The sequence below is a fragment of the Limnobacter humi genome (assembly GCF_024518835.1).
GTDB lineage: Bacteria > Pseudomonadota > Gammaproteobacteria > Burkholderiales > Burkholderiaceae_B > Limnobacter > Limnobacter humi.
In genome coordinates, this window is sequence record NZ_JANIGO010000003.1 from 25,537 (window position 1) to 42,986 (window position 17,450).

At 55.8% G+C, this 17,450-nt stretch carries 15 protein-coding genes; 12 read left to right on the forward strand and 3 right to left on the reverse strand.

Features of this window, described 5'->3' with window-relative positions; all coding sequences use genetic code 11:
- Positions 1-160 precede the first annotated feature (160 nt).
- The 11 genes from NQT62_RS09435 (at position 161) to NQT62_RS09490 (ending at position 12,146) form a co-directional block, all read left to right on the forward strand.
- A complete protein-coding gene (locus NQT62_RS09435; RefSeq protein WP_370569157.1) occupies positions 161-2,689 on the forward strand; it encodes a sigma 54-interacting transcriptional regulator in 2,529 nt (842 codons plus the stop codon).
- Positions 2,690-3,053: 364 nt separating this feature from the next.
- Positions 3,054-4,289 (forward strand): porin, encoded by a 1,236-nt coding sequence (locus NQT62_RS09445; protein ID WP_256764472.1) that lies wholly within the window; start codon positions 3,054-3,056, stop codon positions 4,287-4,289.
- A gap of 236 nt (positions 4,290-4,525) precedes the next feature.
- Positions 4,526-4,600 (forward strand): pyrroloquinoline quinone precursor peptide PqqA, encoded by a 75-nt coding sequence (pqqA, locus tag NQT62_RS09450; protein WP_083797182.1) that lies wholly within the window; start codon positions 4,526-4,528, stop codon positions 4,598-4,600.
- Between the two features lie 71 nt (positions 4,601-4,671).
- The gene (gene pqqB / locus NQT62_RS09455) at positions 4,672-5,604 is read left to right on the forward strand and encodes a pyrroloquinoline quinone biosynthesis protein PqqB (protein ID WP_256764473.1); all 933 of its coding nucleotides are present in this window, start codon (positions 4,672-4,674) and stop codon (positions 5,602-5,604) included.
- Entirely contained in the window at positions 5,601-6,311 is a 711-nt protein-coding gene (gene pqqC / locus NQT62_RS09460) for a pyrroloquinoline-quinone synthase PqqC (RefSeq protein WP_256764474.1), read from the forward strand. The genes pqqB and pqqC overlap by 4 nt, the downstream gene beginning before the upstream one ends.
- On the forward strand, positions 6,308-6,595 hold the full coding sequence (pqqD, locus tag NQT62_RS09465) for a pyrroloquinoline quinone biosynthesis peptide chaperone PqqD (protein WP_256764475.1): 288 nt from the start codon (positions 6,308-6,310) through the stop codon (positions 6,593-6,595). The genes pqqC and pqqD overlap by 4 nt, the downstream gene beginning before the upstream one ends.
- Positions 6,596-6,602: 7 nt before the next feature.
- Positions 6,603-7,784, forward strand: a complete 1,182-nt coding sequence (gene pqqE / locus NQT62_RS09470) for a pyrroloquinoline quinone biosynthesis protein PqqE (RefSeq protein ID WP_256764476.1) — start codon at positions 6,603-6,605, stop codon at positions 7,782-7,784.
- 6 nt (positions 7,785-7,790) lie between these two features.
- Positions 7,791-8,564, forward strand: coding sequence for an ABC transporter ATP-binding protein (locus tag NQT62_RS09475; RefSeq protein WP_256764477.1), 774 nt, complete (start codon positions 7,791-7,793; stop codon positions 8,562-8,564).
- Entirely contained in the window at positions 8,561-9,379 is an 819-nt protein-coding gene (locus NQT62_RS09480) for an ABC transporter permease (RefSeq protein ID WP_256764478.1), read from the forward strand. Before NQT62_RS09475 ends, NQT62_RS09480 begins: the two co-directional genes overlap by 4 nt.
- A 146-nt stretch (positions 9,380-9,525) precedes the next feature.
- Positions 9,526-10,815 (forward strand): OmpP1/FadL family transporter, encoded by a 1,290-nt coding sequence (locus NQT62_RS09485; RefSeq protein WP_256764479.1) that lies wholly within the window; start codon positions 9,526-9,528, stop codon positions 10,813-10,815.
- An 86-nt stretch (positions 10,816-10,901) separates the two neighbouring features.
- Complete coding sequence (locus NQT62_RS09490) at positions 10,902-12,146, forward strand: YbfB/YjiJ family MFS transporter (protein ID WP_256764480.1); 1,245 nt, start codon at positions 10,902-10,904, stop codon at positions 12,144-12,146.
- 253 nt (positions 12,147-12,399) lie between these two features.
- Here the strand turns inward: NQT62_RS09490 and NQT62_RS09495 are convergent, their stop codons facing one another.
- From NQT62_RS09495 to NQT62_RS09505, 3 genes are all read right to left on the reverse strand, one after another.
- Positions 12,400-14,145: a PQQ-dependent methanol/ethanol family dehydrogenase gene (locus NQT62_RS09495; RefSeq protein ID WP_256764481.1), complete on the reverse strand. Its 1,746-nt coding sequence runs from the start codon at positions 14,143-14,145 to the stop codon at positions 12,400-12,402.
- A gap of 208 nt (positions 14,146-14,353) precedes the next feature.
- A complete protein-coding gene (locus NQT62_RS09500; protein WP_256764482.1) occupies positions 14,354-15,358 on the reverse strand; it encodes a quinoprotein relay system zinc metallohydrolase 1 in 1,005 nt (334 codons plus the stop codon).
- On the reverse strand, positions 15,355-16,212 hold the full coding sequence (locus NQT62_RS09505; RefSeq protein WP_256764483.1) for a quinoprotein dehydrogenase-associated SoxYZ-like carrier: 858 nt from the start codon (positions 16,210-16,212) through the stop codon (positions 15,355-15,357). Before NQT62_RS09505 ends, NQT62_RS09500 begins: the two co-directional genes overlap by 4 nt.
- Before the next feature lie 97 nt (positions 16,213-16,309).
- Here NQT62_RS09505 and NQT62_RS09510 point away from each other — a divergent pair, with 97 nt between their 5' ends.
- Positions 16,310-17,377, forward strand: a complete 1,068-nt coding sequence (locus tag NQT62_RS09510) for a substrate-binding domain-containing protein (RefSeq protein ID WP_256764484.1) — start codon at positions 16,310-16,312, stop codon at positions 17,375-17,377.
- Positions 17,378-17,450 lie beyond the last annotated feature (73 nt).

Genomic DNA, 17,450 nt, shown 5'->3' on the forward strand with positions numbered 1-17,450 from the left:
GTGTTCAGTTTTGCAACACCTTGCAGAGACTTGGCACAGTGCTTGCATCAGCGATCAACACTGTTAATGTACGGATCAGAAGAATCCGACATTCGCGGCTTGGTAGCACCGCACATCATACTTATAACAATGCAGCACCCACAAAAAGCAGGAGACATGGATGACTTACTTATCCGACAAGGATACTGGAGGCGTCGCTTCAAGGGCCCAAGTGCTGGAACTGATTGATCCGGGCACAGAGGGGCATCTGGAGTTCATTCGCCGCGCCCACCAGCGATCCAGTGCAGCAGGCTTGGACACCGGCACCAAGGTTGAAATGGCCCCACCACCGGGCGCAACGTTGCGTGAGCTGGTTGAGAAAAACAACCGCTTGCGGTCCTGCGCGCTGCCATTCATGGAGACGCTGTACGAACAGGTGGTCAACACCCACAGCATGGTGCTCCTGACCGATGCCAGCGGAACCATTATTGAGTCGCTGGGCGATGACGATTTTCTGGTCAAGGCTCAAAAGGTGGCCCTGTCGCCCGGCGTGACTTGGAGCGAGAGCAGCAAAGGGACCAACGCCATTGGTACCGCACTCATTGAAGAATTGCCAACGGTGGTGCATGGTCAGGACCACTTTCTGGATGTGAACCGATTTCTGACCTGTTCGGCTGCACCCATTTTTGACCCCACGGGTTTGCCGATCGGCGTGCTGGACGTGACCGGTGACTACCGCAGCTACCACCGCCACACCATGGGGTTGGTTCGGATGTCTGCCCAGATGATTGAAAACCATCTGTTCAACTCATCCTTCCAAGACGCCATTATTTTGCACTTCCACCAGCGCGGGGAATTTCTCGGTTCTGTGGTGGAAGGTGCCGCAGCGTTTTCCCCTGCCGGCAAGTTTCTGGCGGCCAACCGGGCGGCCATGATCCAGTTCGGTATGTCCAGCAACGCCTTGAAGTCGCATACCTTCAGTTCGCTGTTTGGCATGCCCCTGTCGTCCCTCATCGACCATTACCGCACAGCCAATCCAATTCCCTTGACGCTCTGCTTGCACAACGGCAACCAGGTGACCGCTCGGGCCAGTCTGGGTTCGGTCGGCCGCAGCCGCTTTTTTGATGCGGTGGGACTGGCCAAACAAGGCAGCGATTGCAACCCAGCAACAGCGCCAACAAGTGCGGTGCAAACCAAGTCATCCGGCAACACCCAGTGCAATAAAAAAACCCACCTGTCCAGCCTGAAATACCTCAACACAGGCGATCCGCAAATTGCCAAGGTCATCGAGAAAGTCGGCAAAGTGATCGACAAAGACATCCCGATTCTGATTCTCGGGGAAACCGGCACCGGCAAAGAGATTCTGGCCCAGGCCATTCACAACGATTCGCCTCGACACGACTATCCCTTTGTGGCGGTTAATTGCGCCTCCATACCGGAAACACTGATTGAATCCGAATTGTTCGGCTACGAAGACGGCGCGTTCACAGGTGCCAAGAAAAAGGGATCTCAAGGCCGTATATTGCAAGCCAATGGCGGTACGCTGTTCCTGGATGAGATTGGAGACATGCCCATCTCGCTTCAGGCCCGCTTGCTGCGCGTGCTTCAGGAACGGGTAGTAACCCCCTTGGGCAGCCAAAAAAGTATTCCGGTCAACCTGCAGGTGATTTGCGCCACCCACCGAAACTTGCGCGACCTAATTGCCATCGGGGATTTCCGGGAAGACCTGTATTATCGTCTCCACGGATTGGTGGTGAAACTGCCGGCACTGCGTGAGCGGAAAGATTTGCCGCGCATTATTCAGCGCATTCTGGAAAATGAGTCCAGCAACCCGGAAATCAAGGTTTCTGCAGAAGTCTTGTCGGCATTTCAAACCCACAGCTGGCCCGGCAACATCCGACAGTTGACCAACATTCTGCGCACAGCCAGCGTTATGGCTGAAGATCGGGAGATGATTGAGTGGGACCACCTACCCGATGACTTTCTGGACGAATGGGAAACCTTGCGGATGGACAAGGCCCCGACATCCACGGGCCAATCCAATCACCCAGTCAGCCATGAACCGGGGCCCGATACAGCTCAAGTCAGGATGGATTCCCGGCTGCATGAACAGGTTCAATCGGCCAGCGACGACCGGCGCCCAGCTTTTCAGGTGCGCAGCAATATGGGGCAGGCCCAGGCCGTGCGCAAGTTTCCGTTCCAGGTGAAAGTCCATTCACCGGCCAAGACTGCATCACCGGTGCAACGCGACATCGCATCGCCAGTCCGTACTGCACCCAGTCCACAACACGGCCTGGACCAGACCTTCAGCAAATTCCGCGAAGGACGATTCAATGGATGGTTTAGCCAAAGCCGTCCCGAGCAAAGCCAGCCCGCTGACCACCATCCGTCGGGTGCTTTTGGCGTCAACACACGGCCCACCTACCGGGACGATTTTACGGCTGACTACATGCCAGAGAATCGACCCGACAATCGACCCGACAACCGACCTGACAACCGCAACTTGCATGACGCGCGCGCGCAAGGTTACTTGGGTGGCAAACACACCGCGATGCAAGCACGGCCCAGCGAGGCTCCCATGAATCTGGATGACCTGGAATCCAAGGCCATTCAGGATGCACTTGAAAGCTGTCGGGGCAATGTGAGTGCAGCAGCCAGAATGCTGGGTATTTCCAGAAACACCATTTACCGCCGCTTAAACACCAAATAATCCAAGCTTCAGGCTCACGCTGTGAGCTTGGATATAAAGCCGCCCGAGGGCGGCTTTTTTATTGCTCATGGCTTGCACACGGTGTAACAGGTTCAGAACACCTGTTACGCCTTGTATCACACACTTGTCACAACACGTGCCATTTCTGCTCCAGTCCGAGGCGCTTGCCCCCTGTCACAGTGTTTTCCCGGTTTGTAGAAGTTTTTCTGACAATTTTTATTTTTTCCAATGATTTCAATTGGTTGCGAACTGGCACGTCTTTTGCCCTGTGCCCTCCAAGTCCACAAAACGCTGGCGTGATGTGGACGGGCTTTGGAAGACAACAAGCAACAACTTTTAAAACTAAAACTGGAGGGTTGATCTCATGATCAGCAAAAAAATAGTAGCAGCTTCAATTCTGGCAGCCATGGGTACATCGGCCCACGCAATCGGGTTCAAGGCAGGCGAATGGGAAATGGACATTTCCGGCTCCGTTAATGCCTACTACAACAGCACCAGTTGCGACAACATTGGTGCTGGCGCTGCTGCTGGCAGCTTGTCGCCAGCCTCTGGTGCCTTGAGTGTGTGTGGCACAGCCACCAACACCGGACAAGACCGCACCACGATCCAGAACGGTCTGCTGCCAGGCTTCATTGTGTTCAGCGCATCCACCCGACAGGAAGGATATGACCTGAAAGCCGTGATCTCCATCGATCCAGGCACCACCAACACAGGCGCAGGCGCATTTTCTGGCGGCGTAGGCCAAACCGTGGGCGACCAGCGTCGCGTTTACCTGCAGTTCGGCAATGCCGAAATGGGGACGATCAAAGCAGGTCGCGACATCGGCCTGTTTGGTCAAAACGCCATTTTGAATGACATGTCCCTCTTGGCTGTGGGTGGCGGTTCCGGTTACAACGGTGTATTGAACACCACACTGGGCTCCATCGGCGCTGGTTACATCTACACCGAGTTTCAACCCCAAATCACCTACACCACACCGGCAATTGGCAACCTGAGCCTGTCGGCTGGCGTTTTCCAGCCCAAGAACCTGGGTGGCGCGGCAAACACAGTCGAAAACAGTTCACCTGGCTTCCAGGGCCTGGCCACGTACAGCCTGGGCAACACTGGCAAACTGTGGGCGTCCTTCATCAATCAATCCCAGAAAAGCGCAACCGCTGCGAGTGACCGCAAGCTCAACGGCTATGAAGCCGGTGGATCGCTGAATTTTGGTGATTTGAACCTGACTGGCAACTACTTCGGCGGCAGCGGCGTGGGTACCACCCTGATCGGCTTCGGCGGGTATGACGCCAACGGCGGCAAGCGTGATTCACAAGGTTACTTCACACAAGCCACCTACAAAATCACGCCCAAAACCAAAATTGGCGTGAACTACGGCTCTTCCTCCCTGGACGCCACGGGTGCTGACACAGCAGCCAACACGCTGATGCTGGATGAAACCAACCAGTATGTGTTGGGCCTGTATCACAACCTGACACCCAGCCTGACCATCGGTGCCGAGTACATCAATATCGAACAGAAATACCAGGGCGGCACATTGGCCCAGCGTTCACAGAAAGGTGAAGCAAGCACCTTTGCAGTGGGCGCGATCATTTTCTTCTGATCACCCAACCACCCTCCGTTGGTGATCTTCCCAAGGCGCAGGCCCACAAGGCTTGCGCCTTTTTGCATTCAAAAGTGTTCCAGAATGAAACACATCGACGAGGAAAAACAGCCAAGGCACGGCTTTTGCTAAATACGGATTGAGAGTGGCAATACTCGAAAACAGTCAATTGCTTCAAGCTCAGCCCCTTCCCGGAAGCAGAAGGGTTTCTTCAAAAAGTACAAGGAGGATTTTTCATGCAGTGGACTACACCATCTTTCGTTGACATGCGTTTCGGCTTCGAAATTACCATGTACATCGCCAATCGCTAATCAGCGATCGAACAAACCCTGGGCACCCACCATGGGGCTCGGGGTTTTTTTTACCCTACAGCAAACAAACAATGAAAATCAAAGTGTTGGGATCTGCGGCTGGCGGTGGTTTTCCGCAATGGAACTGCAACTGCAAAAACTGCAGGTCTGTTCGTGCTGGTGCGCCAGGTTATCAAGCCAGAACACAATCATCGATCGCCATCTCCGATGGCTCTGACAACTGGATCTTGGTCAATGCATCGCCAGACCTGCTAACCCAGATCAAGAACACGCCTGAATTACAGCCCAATCGCAGTCCAAGGGACTCTGGAATTGCCGCGGTCATTTTGATGGATGCGCAAATCGACCACACCACCGGCCTGTTGATGATGCGTGAAAGCAAAACCCCCATGCGCCTGTACACCACTCCAGCCGTGTGGGAAGACCTCACCAATGGCCTGCCGCTGGTGCCGACCTTGGGCTTTTACTGTGGTGTGAAGTGGACCCCGCTGTGCACCGAATGTGACGAACCCTTCAGCATCGCACCGCTGGACAATATCCGAATCAAATCCATTCCCCTGATCAGCAAGGCGCCGCCTTACTCGCCCAACCGATATGCACAACGGGTTGGTGACAACATTGGTTTGCTGATTGAAGACATCGCCACCGGCAAGACTGTTTTTTATGCGCCGGGCTTGGGCGAGATCACGCCCAACATCCTGCCTTACATGCAAGCGGCCGATGTGTTGATGATTGACGGCACCTTCTGGACGGAAGACGAAATGATCACCCAGGGCTTTTCCAGCAAAATGGCTGCTGACATGGGTCACCTTCCACAAACCGATAAACCGGGAGAAAAGGGGTCGGGCATGATCAGCCAATTGCGGCAGTTCGTACACCAACGCAAGGTGCTGATCCACATCAACAACACCAATCCGATTTTGTATGACCACGGCGACGAGCGCGCCGTTCTGGCCGACAATGGCATCGAGGTGTCCTATGACGGGATGGAGATTTTGGCATGAGCGGCAAACCCTGGAACAGCGCTGAATTTGAGGCTCAACTGCGCAGCAAGGGTGACCGATACCACATTCATCACCCCTTCAATATCCAGATGCGTGAAGGCAAACTCAGCAAAAGCCAACTGCAAGGCTGGGTAGCCAACCGCTTTTATTACCAAGTCAATATTCCGCAAAAAGATGCCGCCATCATGGCCAACTGCGATGATCGCGAAACTCGCCGTCGGTGGATTCAGCGCATCATGGACCATGATGGATTTGGCGAGAACGCGGGTGGGATTGAAGCATGGAGCCGGTTGGGTGAAGCAGTGGGCATTGATCGGGACCAACTGTGGAACCAGTCACTGGTATTGCCTGGTGTTCGATTTGCCGTGGATGCTTATGTCAACTTTGCACGGCATGCCCCCTGGCAAGAGGCTGTTTGTTCATCGCTGACTGAAATGTTTGCACCAGAAATACACAAGCAGCGGCTGGCCAATTGGCCCAAGGATTACCCGTGGGTAGCCAGCGATGGCCTGAATTACTTTCGATCCCGCATCAGCCTGGCCGAGCGCGATGTGGAACACGGCCTTGAAGTCACCTTGAAATATTTTCAAACCCGAGCTCAGCAAGAACGGGCACTCCACATCCTGCAATTCAAGCTGGATGTGCTGTGGAGCATGTCAGACGCGATTGCTGCCGCATACCCCAACGACCGGAAAAAAGCCGCATGATGGTTACCCCTGCACCCAGCGCCATGAATCTTCCCAGTCACCCCACACTCAACCGGCTGTTTCGGCTTCAATACGAAGAAGCCCAAAAAACCCATGTCCTGCTGTACCCGGAGGGCATGGTCAAGTTGAACCAGTCGGCCAGCGAAATCCTGTTGCTGTGTGACGGATCACGCACGGTGGAAGACATCATCGCCACGCTGGAAGCCAAGTTCACCACCAGCAACCTGGGCAAAGACATCACCAGCATGCTGGAGGAAGCCCAACGCAGAAACTGGATTGAATAAGCCTGCCGTGAACACTGCACAACCCCGCCCCGCCGGACCATTGTGGTTGCTGGCTGAACTCACGTACCGTTGCCCACTGCATTGTGTATTTTGCTACAACCCGGTGGACTACACGCGCGAACAGACAGAGCTCAGCACGGAGGCCTGGAAAGACACCCTGAAACAAGCCCGCGCCTTGGGTGCGGTGCAACTTGGCTTTTCTGGCGGGGAACCACTGCTGCGGGACGACCTGGAAGAGCTGGTGGCCTACGGTCACAGTCTGGGTTATTACACCAACCTGATCACCTCGGGCATCGGCCTGAAGCCTGCCCGCCTTGAGGCGCTGAAACAGGCGGGCCTGGACCACATTCAGGTGAGTTTTCAGGATGCCACTCAAGCGGCCAATGATGCACTGTCAGACACGAAAACATTTGCCAAAAAACTGGAGATTGTTCAGGCCGTGAAGGCTGCTGGCTGGCCCATGGTACTGAATGTGGTGTTGCATCGCTTAAACCTGGATCACATCGATGCCATCATCGAACTGGCCGAGAAGTTGGGCGTGGAATACCTGGAACTGGCCAACACCCAGTACTACGGCTGGGCCTATCAGAACAAGGCTGCATTGATTCCAACCCATGAACAGCTTCGACATGCCGAAGAACGCGTTCAGGTGTGGAGAGACAAACTGGGCAATGCCATGAAGCTGCTCTTTGTGGTGCCCGACTATTTTGAAAAAACCCCAAAGCCTTGCATGAGTGGATGGGGCAATGTGTTTCTCAGCATCAGCCCGGATGGCACCGCCCTGCCCTGCCAGGCCGCCCGCATGCTGCCAGGCTTTGACTTTCCAAATGTCAAAACCCACAGTGTTGAACACATCTGGTACGAATCCGATGGTTTTACCCGCTACCGCGGCGACACATGGATGAAAGATCCTTGCCGTACCTGCCCCGACAAATCCAAGGACTACGGTGGTTGCCGTTGCCAGGCCTACCTCATTACCGGCGATGCCACCCAGGCGGACCCGGTCTGCCACAAATCGCCTCACCATGAAAAAGTGGTGCAATTTGTGGAGCAGGCTCAACACATGAGCCCCAATGCCGGCATCTACAGAGTTCAGAAGGCAGCACAACAGCCTGGTGCGGCAATGACCGAGGCACCCGTGGTGTGGTATCGCAATGACGCCAATTCGCTGCACCTGAGCAAGTCCTGATCAACCGTGTCCTGCAACTTGGTTCCCGCCCTGGCCTGCCACAACCTTCACTTTTCATGGGGTCCCAAGGCCACGCTTGAAGCGGTTGAATTCAACCTGCCCCCAGGCAGCCTGGTGGGGTTGCTCGGCCCCAATGGTGCCGGTAAAACCACATTGATCAGCCTGATTGCGGGCCTGATTCAGCCAGCCAACGGCCATGTTCACCTGCAGGGTCAGGATGTGCGGATACTGGGCCCCAAGGCACGCTCGCAGTTGGGTTTTGTGTTCCAGTCGGTGTCACTGGACCGTTTCATGCGGGTGAGAGACAACCTGCATTTTGCAGCTGGTTTGCAGGGCCTGAGTCGCCACGCATCTGAACAACGACTGGAAGCCCTAACCACTGTGTTCCCGATTGCTGACCTGTTAAACCGCACCGTGGCTGGCTTGTCTGGTGGGCAACAACGCCTGGTGGACATTGCACGAGCGCTGATGCACAACCCGGCGGTGCTGATTCTGGACGAGCCCACCAACGCACTGGACGTACCGTCCAGTCAAGCAGTGTGGAACACACTCAAGGCCCTGCAATTCGACAGCGGGCTGACCATCCTCGTGGCCACCCACCGAATGGATGAAGCAGGCAGTTGCGATCAAGTTGTGTTTCTGAACCAGGGACGGGTGCACTGGCAGGGCACCCCCCAAGAGGCACTGGACCAAATGCCCAACCCGGAACTGACCAGCACGCGTGCCGTGAACCTGACCGACTGGTTTTTGTGGACGCTGGACCAGCGACAAACACCATGATCACTGCATTTTATCGAGCAGTTCTATCCCGGGAGCTGCGCAAATTGATTCGTCAGCGCGACCGTTTGGCCGCTTCCCTGGTGAGGCCTTTGCTGTGGCTGTGGGTCATTGGTGGTGGTCTTCAAGCCCTGGCTGGGGCCGATTACAACATCCGGTTGCTACCCGGTGTTATGGCCATGACCATGCTCTTTGGCGGCATGATCGGCGGCTTGTCCATTGCGCTGGACAAAGACGCGGGCACCATGCGACTGCTGGTCACCGCACCGGTTCACCCGGTTCATGTGTTGTTGTCCAAAACCTGCGCGGCCACAATCGGCGCACTGGTTCAAGCCAGCTTGTTGGGCCTTGTGCTGGTGTTGCTGGAAGGCCTGAATTGGGCTTTGCACCGGCTGGGCCTATCCCTCACACCCTGGTTTGGGTGGGTGGGGCAGTTCACGCTACCCCACCTAGGATTACTTGCGCTGGGTACAGCCCTGTGTGCATTCACCTGTGCAGCGCTCGGTGTGTTGTGTGGCGTGTTTTCAAAGACCATTGATGGCTTTGCCGTGCTGATGAATTTCGTGATCTTTCCAGTGTTTTTTTTCAGCGGTGCGCTGTACCCCACCCACGGCATGCCAGCTGCAGCACGCCTCGTGGCGCAGCTCAATCCATTCACCTATGGTGTGGACCTGCTTCGACATGCATGGGCCAGCCATGCCGAATATCCCGTTGCCTTCAGCGTCTGGATTCTCGTGGGCAGTGCCTTGCTTTTGTTGGGTGTTGCGCATTGGAAATATCGGCTGGGCGGTGCGGCATACCCCCTTCAGCAAGCCTGATTCATTGACAGACCGTCTAATTTATTTAATTACCAAAATACAACAATTTAACAAATTATAAGTAATTTACTGACACATTTCCGCACGACCGTTCAGAATTCTGCTTACAATGGGCGCACATTCAGAACCACCTCCATGAGGAAGACATGAGCCCATTCCAACTTCGATCCCTCCCCGCCGCCCTGGCCCTGTTGTGTGCCGCAGGCACCGCTCACGCTGCAGGCTTTGCCCTTCTGGAACAAAATGCCAGCGGTGCTGGTGTCGCCTTTGCAGGCAAGGCCGCCATTGGCGAAGATGCCAGCGCGGCGTGGTTCAACCCGGCATCCATGAGCCGCATCAAGGAGCGTCAGTTTGTGCTCGGTGCCCACTATGTGGATTTGAATGCGGACTTCAACACATCGAGCGTCACCTCGCCCCCGGGTCGCACAGGTTCTACCGGAAGCACCTCATTTGGCGATGTAGGCTACATCCCCAATTTTCACCTGGTGGTTCCGTACAACGACCAGATCAACTTTGGTGTATCCGTTACTGCCCCCTTTGGCCTGAAGACGGACTACGACCCCAACTGGGCTGGCCGCTTCCAAGGTGTGACATCCGACATCAAGTCCATCAACATTAACCCGTCGATGTCCTATCAATGGAACAAGGACTGGTCGGTGGGCGCTGGGATATCCGCACAAAAGCTGGATGCAAAACTGACCTCCAAGGTCAACTTTGCGCCGTTCGGCGGTTCAGAAGGATTGACCTCCATTGAGGGTGACGGTTGGGGTTACGGCTTCAACTTGGGTGTGATGGGTCAAATCACCCCAAATACCCGGGTGGGCTTGGCGTATCGTTCATCCATTGAAGAAGATCTGGAAGGCAACGTCACCTTCAGCAACGTGCCAGGCCCTGTGGCCACTGCGTTCTCCAACAGTGAGCTGACCTCCAAAATCCGCTTGCCAGCCAGCCTGGCCATTTCCAGCGTCACCCAACTGAACCCCAAGTGGCAATTGCTGACCGATGCCACCTGGACCGAGTGGAGCACCATCCAGCAGTTGGACTTCCAGCGCAAGAATGCAGCAGCGGGTGCGGCTGCCCTCACCCCGCAGGACTATGAATGGAAGAACACCTGGCGTTTCGCTGTGGGTGGGATTTACAAATACAACGACCACATCAATCTGAAAGGTGGTTTGGCCTACGACATTTCACCCGTGCCGGATGAACGCCGCACAGTGCGCCTGCCCGATGAAGACCGCTACACACTGGCTTTGGGTTCCCAATACCTGATCGACAAGAAAACCACGGTCGATGTCGCATTCCAATATGTGAAGCCCAAGAGCGCCAGCGTGAACCGCACGGAAGGCAGTGTTGCCACAGGTCAGCAAAACACCATTGTGGGCGAGGCCGACGGCCACGCTTATGTGTTGTCTGCCCAGTTGGCTTACAAGTTTTAAGCGTTGACGATACCAACAAAGCCCCGCAAGGGGCTTTTTTTTATGGCCTTCATCCATGGGGGCCAGTTAAACCCTGAGGGAATTTTTTGGCGCAGCGCAGTACACTGGGCGCTTCCAACCGCCTTGCCCGCTTCATGAATACCGCCACACCGCCAAAGACTGGCATCCTTCAACCCACACACCGCGCACAAGTGCTGTTTGCTGGCATTTGCGCGCTGTTGCTCACCGTTGGCATTTCCCGATTCGCCTATACGCCGTTGTTGCCGGTGATGCGCACCGAAGCCGGGCTGAGCTACCTGGCCGGCGGCTGGCTGGCCACCTTCAACTATGTGGGATACATCGCCGGGGCTTTGTTGGCCGCCAATGTTGCAGACCTCACCACCAAATTTGTGTTGTACCGCATTGGCCTGGTGCTGGGCGTGGTCAGCACCTTTGCCATGGGCATGACCACCGATCCGGTGCTGTGGTCCATCCTGCGGTTTATCGGGGGCTTGTCCAGCACAGCGGGCATGCTGCTGGCATCTGGCCTGGTGCTCAACTGGCTCATGCGACAAGGCCACAAACCCGAGCTTGGTTTGCACTTTGCCGGCGTGGGGCTGGGCATCATGCTGTCCGGCGCGGCCGTGGCCATCATGATTCCCCACCTGCAGTGGGATGCACAATGGATTGCGTTTGGCGTGTTGGCGATGATCACGCTGCTGCCAGCCTGGTTCTGGTTGCCAGCACCGCTGGCCGTTTCTGCTCAGGCTCAGGCCATGAGCCCACCGCCACCGTCCAGCAAAACATTGAACCTGCTGCTGGCGACTTATTTCTGTGCAGGTTTTGGTTATGTGCTCAGCGCCACATTCATTGTGGCCATTCTGGAAAAACTGCCACTGCTGGCGGGCCGGGGCAGTTGGGTCTGGGTTATTGTGGGCTTGGCGGCAGCACCCTCCAGTTTTGTGTGGGACAGGATCGCCCGGTCAACCGGCGTCATCGGTGCCCTGCTGATTGCGTATGTGTTGCAAATCGTCTCTATCGTTTTGCCGGTGATTACCGAAGGCGTTGCACTGAACATTGTGAGTGCAATCCTGTTTGGCGGGACGTTTGTGGGCATTGTGAGTCTTACCCTGACCTTGATCGGTCGTTATTTTCCGGCCAATCCAGCCAAAGCCATGGCCAAACTAACCCTCAGTTACGGTGTGGCGCAAATTGCCGCCCCGGCCATGGCAGGTTACATCGCCGCAGCAACAGGAAGCTATTCCGGCTCGTTGTTGGTGGCCACTGGTGTGATGTTGGTGGGCACTGTCCTGTTGGTGCCACTGCGTCGGGACGAACTGGATCAGCGCTAAAAAAAAGCCCGGCATAAAGCCGGGCATCAAAGACGCATTCGTTTTAGGAGACTCACAAACCGCTTCAACTTTCTTTGATCCCCAATCATGACCAAAGAAAGGTCCCAAGGAGCAATTTGATGAACACGTTTGCGTCGAGCAAGTTTCCTGCGGAGCAGGCAAGAAACTCGGGGGTGAAACAACATCCTTTACTGCGGCGGCAACCCCGATTCAACCAAAAACCAGAAGGTTGCCGCCTTGCTTGCCTACAAAATTACTTGGACAGCTTGAACACCCACACTGAACCGCCCTGCTCCAGGTAGTTCACGCGCTTGGCCACGTCACCGCCCCACAGGGGAACAGCGCCACCCCAGCCAGCCACAACGGCCACATACTGGTTGCCATCCTTGCCTTTCCAGGTCACGGGTGGTGCAACCACGCCGGTTCCTGTCTGGAACTTCCACACTTCCTTACCGGTCTTGGCATCGGCAGCTTTCAGGTAGCCCTCAGGCGTACCCCAGAACACCAGGTTGCCACCGGTGGTCAGCACACCACCCCACAACGGCGCGTTGTTGGTGATTTCCCACTCGATCTTGCCAGTCTTGGGGTTCATCGCGCGCAGTGCGCCGATGTAGTCCACGCCAGGCAATGTCTTGATGGTGAAACCAGCGCCCAGGTAAGCCGCACCTTTCTTGTAGGTGATGGGTTCGTTCCAGATTTCCATGCCCCACTCGTTGGCAGGCACATAGAACAGACCGGTGTCGGGGCTGTAAGCCATCGGCATCTGGTTCTTGCCGCCCAGGAAGGACGGTGCGGAGAACACAGTTTCACCCTTCTTGCCATCTTTGACCGTGGGGTCGCCAGGGCGGTTGGCTGGATCAAAAATCGGACGACCGGTCTTCAGGTCAACACCTTTGGCCCACGTGATTTTCTTCACGAAGGGGAAGGCATTTTCCAGCTTGCCGTTGTTCGCATCGATCACATAGAAGAAGCCGTTGCGGTCAGCTTTACCGCCCACCCGCTTGCCGTTCATGTCGAAGGTCACAAACTCGTTCACACCGTCATAGTCCCAACCATCGTTCGGTGTGCCCTGGTAGTGCCACTTGATTTGACCGGTCTTTACATCCACAGCAACGGTGGAGCAGGAGAACAGGTTGTCGCCAGGACGCATGTGGCTGTTCCATGGCGCTGGGTTACCGGTACCAAAGTAGGCCAAACCTGTCTTGGGGTCGTATGTACCGCCCAACCAAGTGGCTGCACCGCCGGTCTTCCACAGGTCGCCCTTCCAGCTGGCGTTGGTGGTTCCTGAAACACCGTTCTCGATCTTGTTGCCGTCCTTGTCAAACTTGTAGCCCATGTGGCCTTCAACAGTGGGGCGCACCCACACCATTTGACCGGTTTTGGCGTCACGCGCTTCGACGCGACCTACCACACCAAATTCACCACCGGACACACCCGTCAACACCAGACCGTTGGCGATGATGGGGGCAGCCGTGTTGGAGTAACCGGCAGCATAGTCGTCAATCTTGTCTTTCCAGACCACCTTGCCGGTGTCCTGGTCCAGGGCCACCAACTGGGCATCCAGTGTGGAGAAGATCACCAGATTGTCGTACAACGCAGCGCCACGGTTCACCACGTCACAGCAAGGCATGATGCCTTCGGGCAGACGGTGTTCGTATTTCCAGATCTTTTCGCCAGTTTCCGCATTCAGTGCATAAATGCGAGAATAAGAGGCTGTCACGAACATCTTGCCGTTGTGAATCACGGGCTGGCTTTCCTGGCCACGCTGCTTTTCACCACCGAAGGAGAACGACCACACCGGTGTCAGCTTGTTGATGTTCTGGGATGTAATTTGTTTCAAAGGGCTGTAACGCTGTCCCTCTGTGCCCATGCCCCAAGACAGAATGTCTTCGGTGGACTTGGCATCGTTTTGAATCATTGCATCGGTAACCCCGGCTGAGGCTACTGCCGGTGCAACCAGTGCGGCTGCCACCATTGCGCCAATCAGTGTCTTGCGCATCTTGAATTTCTCCTCTCTCTTGTCGTTGCTTGTCTGTCGTTGCTGAACTGAGGTTTAACGTCCGATGTTCATCACACCAGACGACCCGAGAAACCTTTTCGCAAGCTTCGTGCCAATCCGAGTACTTCTTCTAAATTGAACACCCCGACACACAATCGACGCTCAAAGTGTTCCAGATTGAAACACCTGACACACCCCTGTTCCACGCTCACGGGTTCCGCAAAGCAGCCCTTTCATAGGCGGGGTACAGGTTGGTCACATTGCGATAAAACTCGGCGGGATAGGCCGCGAAGCGACGAAACCGCTCCGGGGCGCCGGCTTGCATCACATCGTTGATTTCCGCCCCAGACCGCGCAGCCGCCGTCAAACGGCCGTCCAGCCAGGTCAGGTAATCCAGGGTCTGGTCGATGGCCTCAGTACCCTTGGAAATGGGACCATGACTGGGTATAACCATCGAGGGTTTCAGGTCTTTCAAAACCCGCAGACTTTCAATCCACGGTTGAAGCTGTGCATGGGGTGTGGTCACAATCCGGTTGTGAAATACCAAGCCGCCCGCCCACATCAATCCACTGTCCCGATCAAACACCACCAGGTCCGACGCTGTGTGCCCTTTCAGTTCGAGCAACGTGAGTTGGCGCCCGGCCATCTCCACGTTTCCGTTTGTTTGAATGCCGGGCTTGGGAATCACCGTCTGGGTGCCTTTCATCCAGTCGCCACACAAGCGGAACAAATTGTCCTCATAGGCTTTGCCCTCGGCCGCAATGCCCTGTGCCGTGCCCGGTGTGGCATTCAGTGTGTTGGCCGGATAAGCCTGGTTGCCCATGAAATAGTCGGGATGCAAATTGAGCGCAATGACCTGCAACACCGGTTTTCCGCCAGTCACGCGGTCGATCAAGGCGCGCTGCTGCTCGCCGTACAACCGGGATGTGCCCGTGTTGATCACCACCACGCCGCGGTCGGTTTGCAAAAAACCGGTGTTGATGATGTTGCAGCCGTTGGCTTGGCTGAAGTCATCATTGGCACCCGCAATCAAATGCCAGCCGCGCCCCAGGTCGGTTGCTTTCAGGTCATAGTCCAACCGCGCTTTGTCGGCCCGGGGCTGGGCCACCACCGGTAAATCTGGCAAATCCGCCGCATGGGCATTCATGACCGGCAATACAATCATGGATACCCGCACGGCCAACTGTGCCAAGCGCAGAGCGGGACGACTCATGGCTGCACCTGCGCGTCAATGCGGTTGCCATTGTTATCACGGCCAACCAAACTCACCGGTCCTGCTGGTTTACGATCAAAGTCGAAGGAGAACAGCGGGTTTTCCGACACCGGCTCAAAAGGATAGAGGCGTGCCAATACCTGCTGGCGGCTGTCCTGCAAGGTCAACTCTTCAATGTAAAAAGCCGGTACCCCAGCCACCAAACCCGTGTCCATGGGGTGCGACACTTGCACCCGCAGGCGTGCACTGTGTCGCAATTCATTGGGGTCGAACAGTTTGCCCGCCACCTGGTTCAGGGTTTTGGGCCAACTCCCGTCCGCGCGAGTTGCACCCGGCACGGTACACCCCCCGCCAGAGGCCTCAATGTGGGCATAGCCCACGTGCCAGACGTTGTCGGGCGTTAAAGCGGCCACGCGAATGGGACTGGCCTGTTCCAACTTGAAACGGAAACTCAATGCAGGCTTTGTTTTGACCGGCACAAATTCCAGCACCTTGCGAATCGGATTTCGATCCACCAGGACCATGATTTTTTTTACCTCACCCAATGCCGACGCGTCAAAACTCACAGGCACATTCATCGCATCTTCAGCAAACAGCGGCACCGTGACTTTGATGGCTGAGTCAAACTGTGAACGGGCATTGGCCCCCAAGTATTGGTTTTTCAAATCGGGCCATTGCATGGAGCCCAGCGGATCGCCGCCGGTGAGCTGCAGGTCTACCGATTGGTTGGATTCAAGCGCCCAGACGGGGCATGGCCCGAAAATCGCAAGCACACAGAGCAAGACAGCGCACGGGTGGATACGCTTTGCAGCAAGTGCCAAGCGCTCTGCGAATATACTGATGGTGGTATTCATGGTGTACTGCCCCCTCGGGTGCTGCTGTTTTGATTGTATGGCCAATCAGGCAAGCAATCGACATGCCTAAACCCACCAACACCTTGCTTGAGGCCCCATGCTGAATTTGAAGGTCGCCGCCCGCTGGAAAAAAGACGACGGTCAATTGATTGAACTGGATGCACGCCTGCTTCAAGTGCTGGAAGCCATCCAGACTCACGGGTCGCTATCCCTTGCCTGCAAGGCACTGGGCGTGTCGTATCGCACCCTGTGGTCCCAAGTGCAAAACCTGAACAACCTCTTGGGTGAAGACATGATTGCCACCCAAGGCCGCGCAGGGGCATGCCTGACGCGCTTTGGTCACAAAGTGCTGTGGATGGTGGAGCAAGGCCAGGTCCGCATGGCCCCAGACTTGGGTGTCGTGGTTGAGCAGCTCAACGCCGAATGGCTGGATGTGGACTTGAACAAACCCTGGATCAGCCTGGCCATGAGCGACGACTACGCCTTGCAGAGCCTGTTCCAAAACACAGCACTGTACAAGCGCCTGCAAGTGTCGCTGCGCTGGTCAGGCAGCATTGCCGCCTTGTCAGCCCTCCACCGGGGAGAAGTGCGGGTGGCTGGTTGCCATTTGCCGGTGGGCCAGGCAGAACATTCCCATGTGCATCAGATCATGCGCAAATGGCTGCGGGGTGCCAACCTGTCAGTGATTGAACTGTTTGAACGTGAGGTGGGTTGGATGAGCCGCGCCGGTACGCGACAGCCCACGCTGGATGATGTGGCCAAAAAACAGGCTTTGCTGGTCAATCGAAATTCAGCATCCTCCACACACCACCAACTCAACGCACTCATCACCAAGGCCTGCCTGAACCCGGAAGAATTACCCGGCTACTACCACGAAGAAAACTCCCACTTGGCTGTGGCCTGCACCATTGCAGCCGGGCATGGTGATTTGGGCCTGGGCATTCGGGCAGCCGCCGAGCACTACAAGCTGCATTTCCGCCCGGTGTCCACTGAACGTTATTTTTTGGTGCTGCACAGCAACGATTTGACTTTTCCAGCCATGGATATTCTGCTACCGTGGCTACGGTCCGACGAAGTATTGCAAGTCATTGAATCCACCTCAGGCTACCGTGTACCCAAGCTGGGCAACATCTCGCCGCTGGAAAACTTCTTGAACAGTTTGTAATTGTCGCGTCCGGCGTGTCGCCCAATTCAGCAGGTGTTTCAAAATGTCGCAACGCAACAAAATTATGCAGCCC

What these genes read in the sequence shown, in the direction of transcription:
- NQT62_RS09500 (WP_256764482.1), bottom strand. Translation starts at nt 15,358, where the DNA reads ATGAGTCGTCCCGCTCTGCGCTTGGCACAGTTGGCCGTGCGGGTATCC.
- pqqD (WP_256764475.1), top strand. Translation starts at nt 6,308, where the DNA reads ATGATGGTTACCCCTGCACCCAGCGCCATGAATCTTCCCAGTCACCCC.
- NQT62_RS09505 (WP_256764483.1), bottom strand. Translation starts at nt 16,212, where the DNA reads ATGAATACCACCATCAGTATATTCGCAGAGCGCTTGGCACTTGCTGCA.
- NQT62_RS09495 (WP_256764481.1), bottom strand. Translation starts at nt 14,145, where the DNA reads ATGCGCAAGACACTGATTGGCGCAATGGTGGCAGCCGCACTGGTTGCA.
- NQT62_RS09485 (WP_256764479.1), top strand. Translation starts at nt 9,526, where the DNA reads ATGAGCCCATTCCAACTTCGATCCCTCCCCGCCGCCCTGGCCCTGTTG.
- NQT62_RS09435 (WP_370569157.1), top strand. Translation starts at nt 161, where the DNA reads ATGACTTACTTATCCGACAAGGATACTGGAGGCGTCGCTTCAAGGGCC.
- NQT62_RS09445 (WP_256764472.1), top strand. Translation starts at nt 3,054, where the DNA reads ATGATCAGCAAAAAAATAGTAGCAGCTTCAATTCTGGCAGCCATGGGT.
- pqqC (WP_256764474.1), top strand. Translation starts at nt 5,601, where the DNA reads ATGAGCGGCAAACCCTGGAACAGCGCTGAATTTGAGGCTCAACTGCGC.
- NQT62_RS09510 (WP_256764484.1), top strand. Translation starts at nt 16,310, where the DNA reads ATGCTGAATTTGAAGGTCGCCGCCCGCTGGAAAAAAGACGACGGTCAA.
- NQT62_RS09480 (WP_256764478.1), top strand. Translation starts at nt 8,561, where the DNA reads ATGATCACTGCATTTTATCGAGCAGTTCTATCCCGGGAGCTGCGCAAA.
- pqqB (WP_256764473.1), top strand. Translation starts at nt 4,672, where the DNA reads ATGAAAATCAAAGTGTTGGGATCTGCGGCTGGCGGTGGTTTTCCGCAA.